The organism is Mobilicoccus caccae (genome assembly GCF_030161635.1).
Classification (GTDB): domain Bacteria; phylum Actinomycetota; class Actinomycetes; order Actinomycetales; family Dermatophilaceae; genus Mobilicoccus; species Mobilicoccus caccae.
The window spans coordinates 1,810,469-1,823,760 of record NZ_BSUO01000001.1; the positions used below are offsets into that span (position 1 = coordinate 1,810,469).

A 13,292-nucleotide genomic window follows, 5' to 3' on the forward strand; every position below is an offset into this window, starting at 1 on the left:
CGTTCGTCATCGCTGCCTCGGCGGGTGATCTGTCGCGGGCGATCAGATCTCTCGATATCGAGACATCTACCCGTATTCAACCACACACGTCGATCGGCGCCCAGTACGCGCCTTCCGTCGATCCTCTCGCAGACCGGCGTGATTCGGGGAGGACTCGCGTGATCCGATCACGCCGCCCGGCGCAGGACGGCGATCGCCTCGACGTGGTGGGTCATGGGGAACGCGTCGTAGCCGGTGACCTCGCCCAACTCGTACCCGTGCTCGGCCGCGATCGCCACGTCGCGTGCGAGCGCCGCCGGGTCACACGCGACGTAGGCGATCGCCCGCGGGCCCAGGGCGCAGACGTCGGTGATCACGGCGCGGCCGGCGCCGACACGCGGCGGGTCCAGCACCACGAGATCGGCCTCGTCCCCGCCTTCGACCAGGGGGATCAGTGCGTCGGCCACCTTCCCGACGCGCACCTCGAGCTGGTCGAGATCGGTGGCGGCTGCGGCCAGCGACGCACACGCCCGGGCATCGGACTCGACCGCGAGCACCGCGCCGTCCTCACCGACCGCGTCGGCGAGGGCGCGGGCGAAGAGGCCGACCCCCGCGTAGAGGTCGAGCGCCCGCTCCCCCGGCTGCGGGTCGAGCACGGTGAGCACCCGGTCGACGAACGTGCTCGCCGCCCCCGGGTGCACCTGCCAGAACCCTCGCGCGTGCACCTCGAAGTCGCCCTGCCAGCGTTCGCCGGTCACGGCCTCCACGACGTAACGCTCCGTCTCCAGCGCGCCGGTGGTGTCGTCGGCGTCGGTGGCGTCGGCGGTGTCGGCCGTGTCGACCTCGGGGGACGTGGGATCGGCGCCGGACTCCTCACCCTCGAGGGGGATCGGGACGACGACGGGCTCGCCGGTCGAGGGCGCGACGACGTCGACCGCGCGCATGCCGCTCCAGTCCCGCTGGAGGACGCCGGTGTCGACGACCCCGTGGGTGGCGATCGGGCAGTCCTCCAACGGGATGACGTCGTGGCTGCGCTGAGGCCGCAGGCCGGCGCGCCCCGCACCGTCCACGGCGAACTCCACGCGGGTGCGCCAGCGCAGGCCGTCCTCGTCGCCGGGAACCGGGTGGACCTGCACGTCGCGATCCACCTTGGCCAGCCGCGACAACTGGGTGCGCAGGACCGAGGCCTTGAGGTCGCGCTGGTGGGCGAGGTCGACGTGCTGGAAGTCGCAGCCGCCGCATCCCCCGGGACCGGCCACCGGGCACCGGGATTCGACCCGGTGCGGGGAGGCCGACAGGACCTCGGTCGCGTCGGCGAAGACGAACCGGTCCCCCTCACGCCCCTTGGTCACGGTCACCAGGACCCGTTCGCCCGGCAGCCCGTGCCGGACGAAGACGACCTGTCCCTCGACGCGGCCCACCGCATGACCACCGTGGGCGATGTCGACGAGGTCGACCTCCGAGGTCGCACCCACGAGCGACTCCCGCGGCGAGGAGTCCCGATGCTCCGGACCCCGGCCACGATCGGCCCGGCGGCTCACCGCGCACCCCGTCCGGGTCCACGCACCGAGGAGGGCGAGGACCGGGCGCCGGTGAACCACTCCTCGGCGCCTTCGGAGGACTGCAACTGCCAGGGAACGCTCACGACCATCACTCCCGGAGTGAACAGCAGCGCGGCCTTCAGACGCAAAGCGCTCTGGTTGTGCAGCACGTGTTCCCACCAGTGCCCGACGACGTACTCCGGCACGTACACGGTCACGACGTCGCGCGGACTGTGGCTGCGGATCGACTTGACGTAGTCGACGACCGGGCGGGTGATCTCGCGGTAGGGAGAGTCGAGGATGCGCAGTTGCACCGGGATCCGGCGCCGGTCCCACTCCTGCACGAGGGCGTCGACCCGCTCGGGCTCCACGGCGACGGTCACCGCCTCCAGGACCGAGGGCCGGCAGGCACGGGCGTAGGCCAGCGCCCGCATCGTCGGCTTGTGGATCTTGCTGACGAGCACGACGGCATGCACGTGCGAGGGCAGCGCCCGCTCCACCCCGGGTCCTCCGGGAGCGCGAGTTCGTCGGAGACGCGGCGGTAGTGCCGGTTGATCGCCAACATGATGAAGAAGAGGATCACCATGGCCACGACGGCGAATCCCGCACCGCGCATGAACTTGGTGAGCAGGACGACCACCAGCACCGTTCCCGACATCGTCGCGCCGACGATGTTGATGAGGCGCGAGCGGTACATCCGACCCCGCTCCTTGGGGTCGACCGACTCGTCCAGATGCCGGTTCCAGTGCCGCACCATGCCGATCTGGCTGACGGTGAACGAGACGAACACCCCGACGATGTACAGCTGGATGAGCTTGGTGACCTCCGCGTCGTACACGAAGATCAACACCATCGCGGCGCCCGCGAGGATGACGATGCCGTTGCTGAACGCGAGGCGGTCGCCGCGCTGGGAGAGCTGGCGGGGCAGGAACCCGTCCTGGGCCAGCACCGAGGCGAGCACGGGAAACCCGTTGAAGGCCGTGTTCGCGGCCAGGATGAGGATGATGCCGGTGCAGATCGCGATGAAGATCACGCCGGGTGCGAAGTTGTCGAAGACCGTGTGGGCCAACTGGCCGATGATCGTCTCCTGCACGTACCCCGGTCCGACGGGCCGGCCGTCGAGGTAGAGCTGGGTGGCGGGATCCTCGGCGAACTGCACGCCGGTGGTGCGGGCCAGGCCGACGATCGACATGAGCATGACGACCGAGATCGACCCCATGAGCAGCAGGGTCGTCGCGGCGTTGTGACTCTTGGGCTTCTGGAACGCGGGCACGCCGTTGCTGATGGCCTCCACCCCGGTCAGGCGGCGCAGCCGGAGGAGAACGCCCGCAGCAGCAGGAAGACCAGCGCGACGCCCGTGAGCATCTCGTAGCCGGGCTCGGGGTGCAGGTCCAGGTGGGCGCTGGGCGCGGGCGGCAGCGTGCCCATGAAGGAGCGGATGTTGCCCCACAACGCCATCCCGAGGATGCCGATCATGAACGCGTACGTCGGCACGGCGAACGCCTTGCCCGACTCGCGCACCCCGCGCAGGTTCATCGCGGTGAGCAGGACCACCAGCCCCAGGGCCACCCACACCTCGTGACCGCGCACGAACGGCAGCGCGGCGCCGGCATTCTGCACCCCGGAGCTGATCGAGACCGCGACGGTGAGCACGTAGTCCACGAGCAGCGCGCTCGCCACCGTCACGCCCGCCTTGGGACCGAGGTTGACGGTGGCGACCTCGTAGTCGCCACCACCACCGGGATAGGCGTGCACGTTCTGCCGGTAAGAGGCGACGACGACGATCATGACGAACACGACCGCGAGACCGACCTGCCAGGAGTGGAGGAAGGCGAAGGCCCCACCGGCGATCGCCAGGGTGAGGAAGATCTCGTCCGGCGCGTACGCCACCGAGGAGAGCGCGTCGCTCGCGAACACCGGGAGCGCGATGCGCTTGGGGAGCAAGGTCTCCCCCAGACGGTCGCTGCGGATCGCGCGGCCGACGACGAGGCGCTTGAGAGCGCGACTCAGATCCGACACGCTGAACAATGTAGGCCCGACGCGCGGATCTGCGTACTGCGGTGAGGCACAGGCGGCGTAGCGTTGCCCCGTGCACTTCGTGATCATGGGTTGCGGACGGGTGGGGGCCGCCCTCGCATCGAGCCTCGAGCAGCGGGGACACGACGTCGTCGTGATCGACCGCGACAGCGCGGCCTTTCGTCGGCTCGGCCCCGATTTCCAGGGCAAGCGGGTCCACGGCATCGGCTTCGACCGCGACACCCTCCAGCGGGCCGGCATCGAGCGCGCGTACGCGTTCGCGGCCGTGAGCAGCGGCGACAACTCCAACATCCTGGCCACCCGTGTGGCGCGGGAGACCTACGGCGTGGAGAACGTCGTGGCGCGCATCTACGACCCCGGCCGCGCCGAGGTCTTCCAGCGGCTCGGCATCCCCACCGTCGGCACGGTGCGCTGGACCGCCGACCGCATCCTGCGCCGGCTGCTCCCCGTGGGTGCGGTGCCCGAGTTCACCGATCCCTCGGGCGGTGTCGTCGTCGCCGAGGTGTCGACCCACCCGAAGTGGATCGGGCGTCGGCTGGCGCACATGGAAGAGATCTGCGGCGCGCGCATCGCCTACGTCACCCGCCGCGACCGGGGTCAGATCCCCGGCCCGACCGCCGTCTACCAGGAGCTCGACGTCCTCCACGTCGTCTGTGCCGCCGAGGACCTCCCGGGTATCGAGCGCATCCTGCTCGACCCGCCGCCGGCCGAGGACTGAGCCTCCCTTTCCGAAAGGACCACCATTGCGAGTCGTCATCGCCGGAGCCGGCAGCGTCGGCCGCTCCATCGCGCGCGAACTCATCCACAGCGGTCACGAGGTCCTCCTCATCGACCAGGACGCGGACGACGTGCAGTCCTCCCGCGTGCCCGACGCCTCCTGGCTGCTGGCGGACGCGTGCGAACTCGCGGCGCTCGAGGAGGCCGGCCTCGAGAACTGCGACGTGGTCGTCGCCGCCACCGGTGACGACAAGGCCAACCTCGTCCTGTCGCTGCTGGCCAAGACGGAGTTCGGTGTGCCCCGCACCGTCGCCCGGGTGAACAACCCCAAGAACGAGTGGATGTTCGACTCCGGGTGGGGCGTGGACGTCGCGGTGTCGACCCCGCGCCTGATGACCGCCCTCATCGAGGAGGCCGTGAGCATCGGCGACCTCGTGCGCATCTTCGAGTTCCAGCAGTCGCAGGCCGTGCTTGTCGAGATGACCCTGCCCGAGGACAGCCCGTGGGCGGCCCAGCGGGTGGCCGAGGTGCCCTGGCCGGTCGACACCGTCCTCACGTGTCTGGTGCGCCGTCAGCGGGCGATCGCGCCCAGCCCCGACGACGTCCTCGAGGCCGGTGACGAGCTCATCCTCGTCACCTCCGCCGACCGGGAACGTGAACTCGAACGTCTGCTCAACCCCGCGGCGATCGAGCACCACGAGGACGACGACGAGGACGAGAACGGCGACGACGACTGACGAGGAGACCGGTGACGCGCTCGACGAGGTCGAACCGCCGGGCGGGCAGTCTCACAACGGCGGGACGATCTCGTAGGCCGGGTTGAACATCGTGCGCTTGGGGCCGCGCAGGCTGACCAGGCCCTCGGCGCGCAGGTGCACCCCAGGCCGGATGCCTGGCACCTCGCGACGTCCGAGCCAGACGACGTCGAGCAGGCCGCTGCCGTCGTCGAGTTCGACGACCACCGACATCGGCCCCGAGGCTGCCGGGGGCGGGTGATGCTGCGGGCGACGCCGCAGACCTCGGCCCGCGTCCGGTCCTCGATGTCCCCGATGGGCATGAGGCCCAGATCGGCCGATCGACGCCGCAGCTCGGCGGCCTCGTCCTGGTCGACGGACGATCCCGAGTACCGGTGCCGCAGGCGGTCCCAGAACGCCATCAGCGCCGCGTCTCAGCGGATCTCGGTGATCTCCGGACCACGGGTGAAGGGGTCGAGGTCGGAGGCTCGACGTCCCTCCTCCTCCGCGGAGCCGTCGGGCTGACCCGAGTCGTCGGGCAGAGTGAGGGTGAGCAGCTCGCGGGGCCCCATGGGGTCTCCCCCGCGGTCGACGACGACGTCGGCGAAGACCTGCCGCAGCCCGGCTCCGGCGTCGGGGTCGACGGCGGCGCGGCCGCTGACGACGCCCCGCAGGAACCACCGCGGCCCGTCGACGCCGAGGAAGCGCATGACTCCCCCGTTGACGTCGACGACGAGTTCGGTGCCGTGGGCGCCGGTCTCCTCGGTGGCCGTGGCGCCCTGGCCCGCGATCCCCTCGGCGATCTCGGCGCGGATCTCCTCCCACAGCCCACCCGACTTGGGGGCGGCGAAGGCCTGGAGCTGGAGCGTGGAGTCACCACGCACGACCTGGACCGCGGTCACCTGGCTCTGGCTCTGGTCCATCTCGAACGTGAGCATCAGGCCCTCGATCGCCGGCACCCAGATCGATCCGAGCTTGAGGTACCCCTCATCGGAGGAGACGTCGGAGGCGTCGAACGGTCCGTGGTCGGAGGCGGGAGCCTGCTCGTCCGCCGCCGCGGTCGTCGCGTCCGTCGGCGTGTCGGGCGTGTCATCGACGGGGGCTGCTCCGGCGGGGGCCTTCGACGGGGTGCGATCGACCTCGTCCTCGGCGGACTTCTTGCCGCGACGGAACCAAGCCATGTGTCTCTCCTCGTGTCCAGATGGTCCGGTGGTCCGGGGTGTGCCGGACCCGAACGGGCCGACGTCGTGCGAATCAGCCCCCGTGAGGGCCGAATCCGCCGCTGTCACCGTGCCCAGTGTCACCCCTGGCGGTCTCCGAAAGCACATCGACCTCCACCAGGCGCGCCGTGGCCACGGGAATCAGGAGCAGTTGCGCCACGCGGTCGCCGCGCCGCACGTGGAACGGCTGGGTGGGGTCGAGGTTGACGAGGTTGACCTTGACCTCTCCCCGGTACCCCGAGTCCACGGTGCCCGGCGCGTTGAGCACCGTGACACCGTGCCGGGCGGCCAGACCCGAGCGCGGATGCACCGAGCCCACGTAGCCGGGAGGGATCTCGAAGGCCATCCCCGTGCCCACCAGAGCGCGCTGCCCCGGCTCGAGGGTGTGGTCCGCCGTGGCCCGCAGATCGAGCCCCGCGTCGCCCGGATGCGCGTACGCGGGCAGGGGCAGGCCAGGATCGAGGCGCCGCACCGCGAGGTCCACCGCGGAGGTCAGCTCCCGCATTCCTTGCACACGGGAAGGCCGTCGATCTCCTTGGCCAGTTGGCTGCGGTGGTGGACCAGGAAGCAGCGGGAGCACGTGAACTCGTCGGCCTGCTTGGGCACGACACGGACCGAGTACTCCTCACCGGACAGGTCGGCACCGGGCAGTTCGAAGCTCTCGGCCTGTTCGGCCTCGTCGACGTCCACGCTGGATGCCGACTTGTCGACGCGCCTCGACTTCAACTCCTCGATGGAGTCCTCGCCGATCTCGTCTTCCTCGGTCTTGCGTGGGGCGTCGTAGTCAGTGGCCATCCGGGTCGTCTCTCCTCGTCTCGCACAACGTCACCGGCACAGTGCGGCCGGTATCGGACCAACGCGCATGGAGGCGCAAGCATTCCGACGCGGGGATTGTGCCCTATCAGCGGCCCGCGAGCACATCGATCACGCGCAAGGATGACACAAGGCACGGGCGCCCGTAGCCGAACACGTGTCGGCCCCGACGACCTGGACGATCGACCCGAAGTCATCGTCTCGTCATCCACAGGTCACTTGCGACGGTCATGACCACACCATCGGAGCGTCTAGGCTCGGTCTGGACACAGCGACCCGCCCGTGTCCCTCCGCACGACAAGCCCCTCAGGAGGTGGGTCTTGACCGAACTTCAGACACAGATCGTCGACCGAACAACCGAAGCGCTCACATCGTTGCGCATCGCCGAGGCGGAGGACGACGACCACCTCGTCGACGTGCGCACCGGCGAACTCGAGTCGCTGGCACGCACCGCCTGTGAGCACGGGCTCGAGATCCCCCAGCTCCGTCCGTTCGCACCGCAGGTCGCCTGACCGCACCGCGTCCTCGCGCAACGCACTCCAGCAGCGCAACGAGCTTCAGCAGCACGACCGGTCCGCCGGTGAAGGGGCGCTCCCGCCGATCTCGGCAGGAGCGCCCCTTCGCGCGTGTCGGTGGCGCTCTCGGTCCCTGGCCCTATCCCTGCCGGACGATGTCGACGACCGAGTCGACGAGCCGGCTGAACTCCTGCCGGATCCCGGGCGCGCCGGCGACGACGCAGTCGCTCGAGGGCGGCCCGCCGTCGGCACCGGAGCAGAATCCCCCGGCCTCGGTCAGCACGAGCCATCCGGCCGCCATGTCCCAGGGGTTGATCCCCATCTCGTAGTAGGCGTCGACCTGGCCGCCGGCGACCAGGCAGAGGTCCAGGGCCGCCGACCCACCCCGACGGATGTCGCGGACGTGACCGATGACACCGGTGAGTGCTCGCGCCTGCCGGACCCGTTTGGCGGTGTCGTAACCGAACCCCGTCGCCACGAGGCTGGTGGCCAGGTCACTCGCGTCGCTGACACGCAGCGGGGTGCTCGTGCCGTCGGCGCCCCGCAGGTGGGCGCCACCCCCGAGTCGTGCGTGGTACACCGATCCGCGGACCGCGTCGGCGACGGCCCCGACCAGCGGACGCCATGCCCCCGGCACGGTGGGGTCGCCCTCGACGAGTGCCACCGACACCGCGTAGAGCGGGTAGCCGTACAGGTAGTTGACCGTCCCGTCGATGGGGTCGACCACCCAGGTCAGTGCCCCTGATCCGGCCGGATTCTCGGGTGCGCCCTCCTCCTCGCCGAAGAAGGCGTCGGCAGGCCGCGCGGCCCGCAGCCGGGAGGCGATGAGTTCCTGGCTGCGGGAGTCCATCTCGGTGACGATGTCGACGTCGGAGGACTTCGTGCTCACCGCCATGTCCGTGCGGTGACGCTGCACGACGAAGTGGGCGGCCTCCGCCGCGACGTCGACGGCGAGCGCCTCGAGTTCGCGCAACTCGTCCTGGTCGATCTCGTGCGTGGTCATCAGCGGCCTTCCCTGTCGTCGGTGACGCCGACCGGATGCACCTCGTCCCGCCCGCAGGCGGCGGGCATCGGACGGCGGAGGTTCGGGCAGCACCCGGGGGCACAGCGCGAGGGCAGCGCGCCGAGCGCGGAGACGCTGGCGGGTTCGACGTCCTCCCCCGGGCCTCCCGGGCCCGCTCTTCGAGGAGGTCGACCAGGCCCGCCACGAAGCGCGGGTCGTCCTGCACGGTCGGGATCCGGGCGAAGGCGAGCCCGAGCGCCTCGGCCGTCTCGGCGGCCTCGGTGTCGAGGTCGTGCACGACCTCCATGTGGTCGGCGACGAACCCGATCGGACTGACCACCACGCCGTCGACGCCGTCGCGGGCCAGGTCCTCCAGGTGGTCGCACACGTCGGGCTCCAGCCACGGCTGGTGCGGCGGGCCCGAGCGCGAGCAGTACACGAGGCTCCACCCGATCTCGCGACCGACCTGCTCACGGATCCGGTCGGCGACGATCTCGGCGATCTCGGTGTGCCGGCGCAGGTAGTCCTCACCGGAGGGGCCCGAGGAGTGGGCCATGGCATCGGGGATCGAGTGCGTGACGAACGCCACGTGCGGCCTGGTCAGGTCGTGGGCGTCGAGGAAGGAGGCCACGCCGTCGGCCGTCCGCCCGGCCACGGCCTCGACGAACCCCGGGTGGTCGGCGTATGGGCGGATCTTGTCCACCTCGATGTCGACGCCCGCGCCGACCGTGACGTTGCCGCCGTCCTGCGCGTCGAGACCCAGCTCGGCCAGCGCCTCGGCGATGTCCTCCCGGTACTGCCGGCAGCCCGAGTAGGAGGGATACGCGCTGGTCACGAGGGCCACCAGGCGGGTCGAGCCGGCAGCGCGCGCCTCCCGTAGGGCCTCGATCGTGAAGGGGGCGGCGTGGCGGTTGCCCCAGAGGATCGGCAAGGACTCACCGCGGCGGTCCAGTTCGGCCCGCAGCGCCGCGATGAGGCGCCGGTTCTCGCCGTTGATCGGGCTGATGCCCGCGCGCATGTCGTAGTGGTGGGCGACCTCGGTCAACCGTTCGTCGGGGATCCCCCGGCCGCCGGTGACGTGGCGTAGGAACGGCATGACCTCATCCGGCCCCTCGGGGCCTCCGAACGAGAGCAACAGCAGGGCATCGTACGGCGCGAGCGAACTCACGGCACTCCTTGCGGGCGAGGGACGGTGATGGGGCGAGCGAGGGCGCGATGGGCGAGGAATGCAGGGCCGAACGTCCGGTCCATCCGGCACGCCTCACCGACATCGCCGGTCGTCACGCTATCGTGGCCCCGTCCGCCGACCGGCGCGAACCCACCGCGGACGGCCCCTGGCCCGCCGGTCCGGTCCACCCCGATGGGAGAGTCTCGATGCACGCACTGCGCCTGGTCGGCGTCACGGACGACGGCACCCGACTGGTTCTCACCGGCGCCGGCGACGAGTTCGTCCTGCCGATCGACGCAGCACTGCGCTCCGCGCTGCGCAGCGACGCCGGGCACCACTCGAGCCACGGGCACTCCCCGAGCGCCCGATGAGCCCGGTCGAGGTGCAGGCGCTCATCCGCAGCGGCGCCGACGCCGAGGAGGCCGCCGAGCGCGCCGGATGGACCGTGGAGAAGGTGCGGCGGTACGAGGGGCCGATCCTCGCCGAACGCGAGCACGTGGCGCGCCTGGCCTCGAACACCCGCCTGCGCCCCCGCGGAGCGACCACCGGCTCCCCCACGTTGCTGAGCCGCGTGACGCGCCGCCTGGCCGACCGCGACGTGTCGATCGACGACGTCGACTGGGACTCCTGGCGCAACGACGACGGCCAGTGGGTCGTCGAGGTCCACTTCGAGGAACAGGGTCACCACCGCCGCGCGTCGTGGAGCTTCGCCAAGAGCTCCATGACCCTGCGGGGACTGGACCAGGAGGCGGCCCGCCTCTCCGACGACGACCCCGACCTGCTCGACCCGGGCCCGGAGTACGACCGGGGCCGCGACGTCACCGACGCCGGGACGCAGTACGGCCACGCGGGCTCCTACGCCCCGCAGGCGCACCGCTCGCCGCTGGCCGAGGACTCCGACCTCATGGCCACGCTGCGGTCCACCTCCCGCGCCCGCAACCGCCGTCGCGGGGGTGGCGCGCGTCGCTCACCGTCCGCGGTGCCTCCCGCGGTGGACACCGAGGACCTGCTGACCACCGCCGGCAGCGGCACGCCCACGACCGCCCCGGCCCAGGACGAGCTGCGCCCCGACCCCGGCCTGACCGGCACCGACGACCACCTCGCCCCCGACCCCGGCTCCCCCGCCGCTCCCGAGCTCGACGAGCCGGAGCAGGACGAGCCCGAGGCGCCCACGCCCGCGCCGACGAGTCAGGGCATCCCCGCCCGCGTCGAGTCCGACCTGCATGCCGACCCCGGACTGGCCGGCACCGAACGGCAGCTCGCACCCGACCCCGGATCGCCGACGCTCACTCCGGCCGACCCGGCTCCGGCGAACGAGGAACCGCTGCTGCCGTTCGAGGACGAGATCACCGAGATCGCCACGCCTGCACCGACTCCCACGCCCACGCCTGCACCGACTCCCACGCCTGAGCCGACTCCGCCGACTCCGGTCACGAGCGAGGCGGCGACGTCGGACGAGACGACGTCGGAGGAGACGCCCAAGCCCCAGCCCGCCCCCCGCGCCAAGAGGACGCGGCGTCGCAAGGCGACCGCGCCGGCGCAGGAGGTATCGCCTCCCCAGAACCAGAACCAGAACCAGAACCAGGGCCTGGCGTCGGCGACGGACATCGCCTCCGCACCCGCTCCGGAGACCCAGCCCGAGCCCGAGCCGGCGGCAGAACAGACCCCGAAGCCGGCCTCGAGGAAGGCGGCGAAGTCGTCGTCCTCGGCCGCGTCGCGTCGGCGCGGGCGGGCGAGCGTCCCGGCGTGGGACGACATCATGTTCGGCGCGAAGGCCGGGGAGGACCCCTCAGCGCGCGACGAGTGAGGCCCGGCCCGGTGAGCGCCGGGGTGGCACCACGAGGAACGGGATGGCGATCTCGTCGGGGGTCAGTGAGCCGTGCAGGCCGATGAGGCTGCGCAGTTCGTGGCGTTGGGTGCGGGAGTCCACGACGGCCTGGGTGCCGCGCATGGCGACGACGACGTCGCCGACCCGCTCGAGCATCGGGGCGTCGATCCCGCCGAAGAGCGCGTCGGCCTCCGAGCGTGGGACGACCCAGGCGTCCTGCCCGAGTCGCGCCGTCCAGGTGGCGACGACGTCGTCGGTGGCGCCCGGCTCGCAGTAGAGCTGCAGCGCGCGGGCCTCGCCCCCACATGGCGCACGCCGGCGGCGAGTTCGGCGTCGTGCGCGAGGTCGATCCGCTCGTCCAACGGTGAGGTGACCATGCCGTGGTCGGCGGTGACGACGATCGCGGTGTCGTCGGGCACGCTGTCCGCGAGGCGGCGCAGTTCGCCGTCGACGGCCTCCAGTTCGGCGCCCCACTGCCAGCTGTCCGGTCCGCGCACGTGACCGATCTTGTCGACCTCGCCCCAGTACAGGTAGGCGAGGCTGCGCGGGTCGCGGCCCAGGGCCGACAGGGTGGCGTCGACGCGGTCGGCCAGGGTCGTGGCGGCGACGAACGACCCTCCGCGCAGGGCGGCGTTGGTCAGGCCGGAGCCGTCGAAGTAGCCGGGTCCGGTCCGGGTGACGCGGACACCGGCCGCCTCGGCCTCGCCGAACAGCGTCGGCCGGGGCTGCCACAGGTAGGGGTCGGGGCCGTCCTCCCAGCTCAGCTCGTTGAGGAGCCGGTCGGCGCCGGGGATCATCACCATGTAGCCGAGCATCCCGTGGGCGCCGGGCGGCAGGCCGGTGCCAAAGGTGCCCATGCTCGTCGCCGTGGTCGAGGGGAATCCCGACAGCAGCGTGGTGCCGGTCGCCAGGAGGGACCGCAGGAAGGGTGCGTGACCGCCGCGGCGGCGCAGCAGGACGTCGCCCAGTCCGTCGACGAGCACGACCACCGCGCGGCGGCATTCGGGGACCGGGAGACGCCCCACCACGTCCGGGACCCCGAGCGCGGCGCACACCGAGGGCAGGACGTCGGCGAGTCCGCCACCGTCGTACGCGGCCGCGGGAGACCTCAGATCGTCGGGGATCACGAGGTCAGCGAGCCGTCGCGGCCTGCAACGCGGAGGCGAAGGCCACGGCCTGCGCGAGGGCGTTGTCCCCGTCGGCGACGGCGCTGACGCGCACGCTGATGTCGTCGGCGGTCAGGGTGCCCTCGTACCCGTGGTCGGCGTCGCACGCGGGGTCGCCGCAGGTGGCGGGCAGCAGGTCGACCCGGCTCACCGAGCCCCACCCGATGGTCACGGTGATCTCGTGGCCGAGGACCCCCGGACGATACGACGCCGGATCGGCCACGACGTGCGTGAGCATGACACCGCGCACGCCCGCCAGCGGCACGCTCTCGGTCGTGGCGGTAGCCGTCCCCACCGGAGCCCCGTCCTCGGTGTGGTCGTCGGCGTGGGCGACCACGAGCCGCGTGGTCGTCAGCACGAGGACCGTGACGTGGCGACGCACCGAGTCGTGGTCGAAGGTCGTCTCCTGATGAACCAGGTGGGAGACCACCTCGTCGCCGGCGAGAGCGGTACCGACGACGTCACGCACGAGGGCCGGGTAGTACCCGGCGCGCTCGATGTCACGGGTCAGCTCGGGAGGCAACCCCTGTGGACCGGGTTGGCGGGAGGTGAAGCTCATTCCTCCAGTGTC

Annotated in this window: 12 protein-coding genes and 3 pseudogenes; 5 read left to right on the forward strand and 10 right to left on the reverse strand. The window is 71.7% G+C overall.

Going from position 1 to position 13,292, the window contains the following annotated elements; translation table 11 throughout:
• Positions 1-167: 167 nt before the first annotated feature.
• Positions 168-1,454 (reverse strand): class I SAM-dependent RNA methyltransferase, encoded by a 1,287-nt coding sequence (locus tag QQK49_RS08760; protein WP_284303581.1) that lies wholly within the window; start codon positions 1,452-1,454, stop codon positions 168-170.
• Positions 1,455-1,516: 62 nt separating this feature from the next.
• Positions 1,517-3,539 (reverse strand): annotated as a pseudogene (locus tag QQK49_RS08765) (APC family permease).
• A 70-nt stretch (positions 3,540-3,609) separates the two neighbouring features.
• On the opposite strand from QQK49_RS08765, the gene QQK49_RS08770 reads away from it, so the two are divergent.
• Together QQK49_RS08770 and QQK49_RS08775 are read left to right on the forward strand one after the other, a co-directional pair.
• A complete protein-coding gene (locus tag QQK49_RS08770; RefSeq protein WP_284303582.1) occupies positions 3,610-4,275 on the forward strand; it encodes a potassium channel family protein in 666 nt (221 codons plus the stop codon).
• Between the two features lie 25 nt (positions 4,276-4,300).
• Positions 4,301-5,011, forward strand: coding sequence for a potassium channel family protein (locus tag QQK49_RS08775; protein ID WP_284303583.1), 711 nt, complete (start codon positions 4,301-4,303; stop codon positions 5,009-5,011).
• A gap of 51 nt (positions 5,012-5,062) precedes the next feature.
• Here QQK49_RS08775 and QQK49_RS08780 read toward each other — a convergent pair whose 3' ends face one another.
• The 4 genes from QQK49_RS08780 to QQK49_RS08795 form a co-directional block, all read right to left on the reverse strand.
• Entirely contained in the window at positions 5,063-5,242 is a 180-nt protein-coding gene (locus tag QQK49_RS08780; protein WP_284303584.1) for a single stranded DNA-binding domain-containing protein, read from the reverse strand.
• Positions 5,243-5,442: 200 nt separating this feature from the next.
• Positions 5,443-6,189 carry a DUF3710 domain-containing protein gene (locus QQK49_RS08785; protein WP_284303585.1) on the reverse strand — a complete coding sequence of 249 codons (747 nt, stop codon included), beginning with the start codon at positions 6,187-6,189 and terminating at the stop codon, positions 5,443-5,445.
• A 73-nt stretch (positions 6,190-6,262) separates the two neighbouring features.
• Complete coding sequence (dut, locus tag QQK49_RS08790) at positions 6,263-6,733, reverse strand: dUTP diphosphatase (protein ID WP_284303586.1); 471 nt, start codon at positions 6,731-6,733, stop codon at positions 6,263-6,265.
• Positions 6,721-7,023 (reverse strand): DUF4193 domain-containing protein, encoded by a 303-nt coding sequence (locus tag QQK49_RS08795; RefSeq protein ID WP_284303587.1) that lies wholly within the window; start codon positions 7,021-7,023, stop codon positions 6,721-6,723. Before QQK49_RS08795 ends, dut begins: the two co-directional genes overlap by 13 nt.
• Positions 7,024-7,361: 338 nt before the next feature.
• On the opposite strand from QQK49_RS08795, the gene QQK49_RS08800 reads away from it, so the two are divergent.
• Positions 7,362-7,553 carry a hypothetical protein gene (locus QQK49_RS08800; RefSeq protein ID WP_284303588.1) on the forward strand — a complete coding sequence of 64 codons (192 nt, stop codon included), beginning with the start codon at positions 7,362-7,364 and terminating at the stop codon, positions 7,551-7,553.
• 142 nt (positions 7,554-7,695) lie between these two features.
• Here the strand turns inward: QQK49_RS08800 and QQK49_RS08805 are convergent, their stop codons facing one another.
• Both QQK49_RS08805 and QQK49_RS08810 read right to left on the reverse strand, forming a co-directional pair.
• Positions 7,696-8,559: an inositol monophosphatase family protein gene (locus tag QQK49_RS08805; protein ID WP_284303589.1), complete on the reverse strand. Its 864-nt coding sequence runs from the start codon at positions 8,557-8,559 to the stop codon at positions 7,696-7,698.
• Positions 8,560-8,791: 232 nt separating this feature from the next.
• A pseudogene (locus QQK49_RS08810) lies at positions 8,792-9,655 on the reverse strand (ferrochelatase); the annotation flags it as partial.
• Positions 9,656-9,933: 278 nt separating this feature from the next.
• Between QQK49_RS08810 and QQK49_RS08815 the strand changes: the two are divergent.
• Positions 9,934-10,098: a DUF3071 domain-containing protein gene (locus QQK49_RS08815; protein WP_284305859.1), complete on the forward strand. Its 165-nt coding sequence runs from the start codon at positions 9,934-9,936 to the stop codon at positions 10,096-10,098.
• Positions 10,092-11,534: pseudogene (gene sepH / locus QQK49_RS08820) on the forward strand (septation protein SepH); the annotation flags it as partial. The gene QQK49_RS08815 and the pseudogene sepH, both read left to right, overlap by 7 nt.
• Positions 11,535-11,596: 62 nt before the next feature.
• On the opposite strand, the gene QQK49_RS08825 reads toward sepH, so the two are convergent.
• Positions 11,597-12,682 carry an alkaline phosphatase family protein gene (locus tag QQK49_RS08825; protein WP_348536140.1) on the reverse strand — a complete coding sequence of 362 codons (1,086 nt, stop codon included), beginning with the start codon at positions 12,680-12,682 and terminating at the stop codon, positions 11,597-11,599.
• A 4-nt stretch (positions 12,683-12,686) separates the two neighbouring features.
• The gene (locus QQK49_RS08830) at positions 12,687-13,280 is read right to left on the reverse strand and encodes a DUF5998 family protein (protein ID WP_284303590.1); all 594 of its coding nucleotides are present in this window, start codon (positions 13,278-13,280) and stop codon (positions 12,687-12,689) included.
• Between the last annotated feature and the right edge of the window lie 12 nt (positions 13,281-13,292).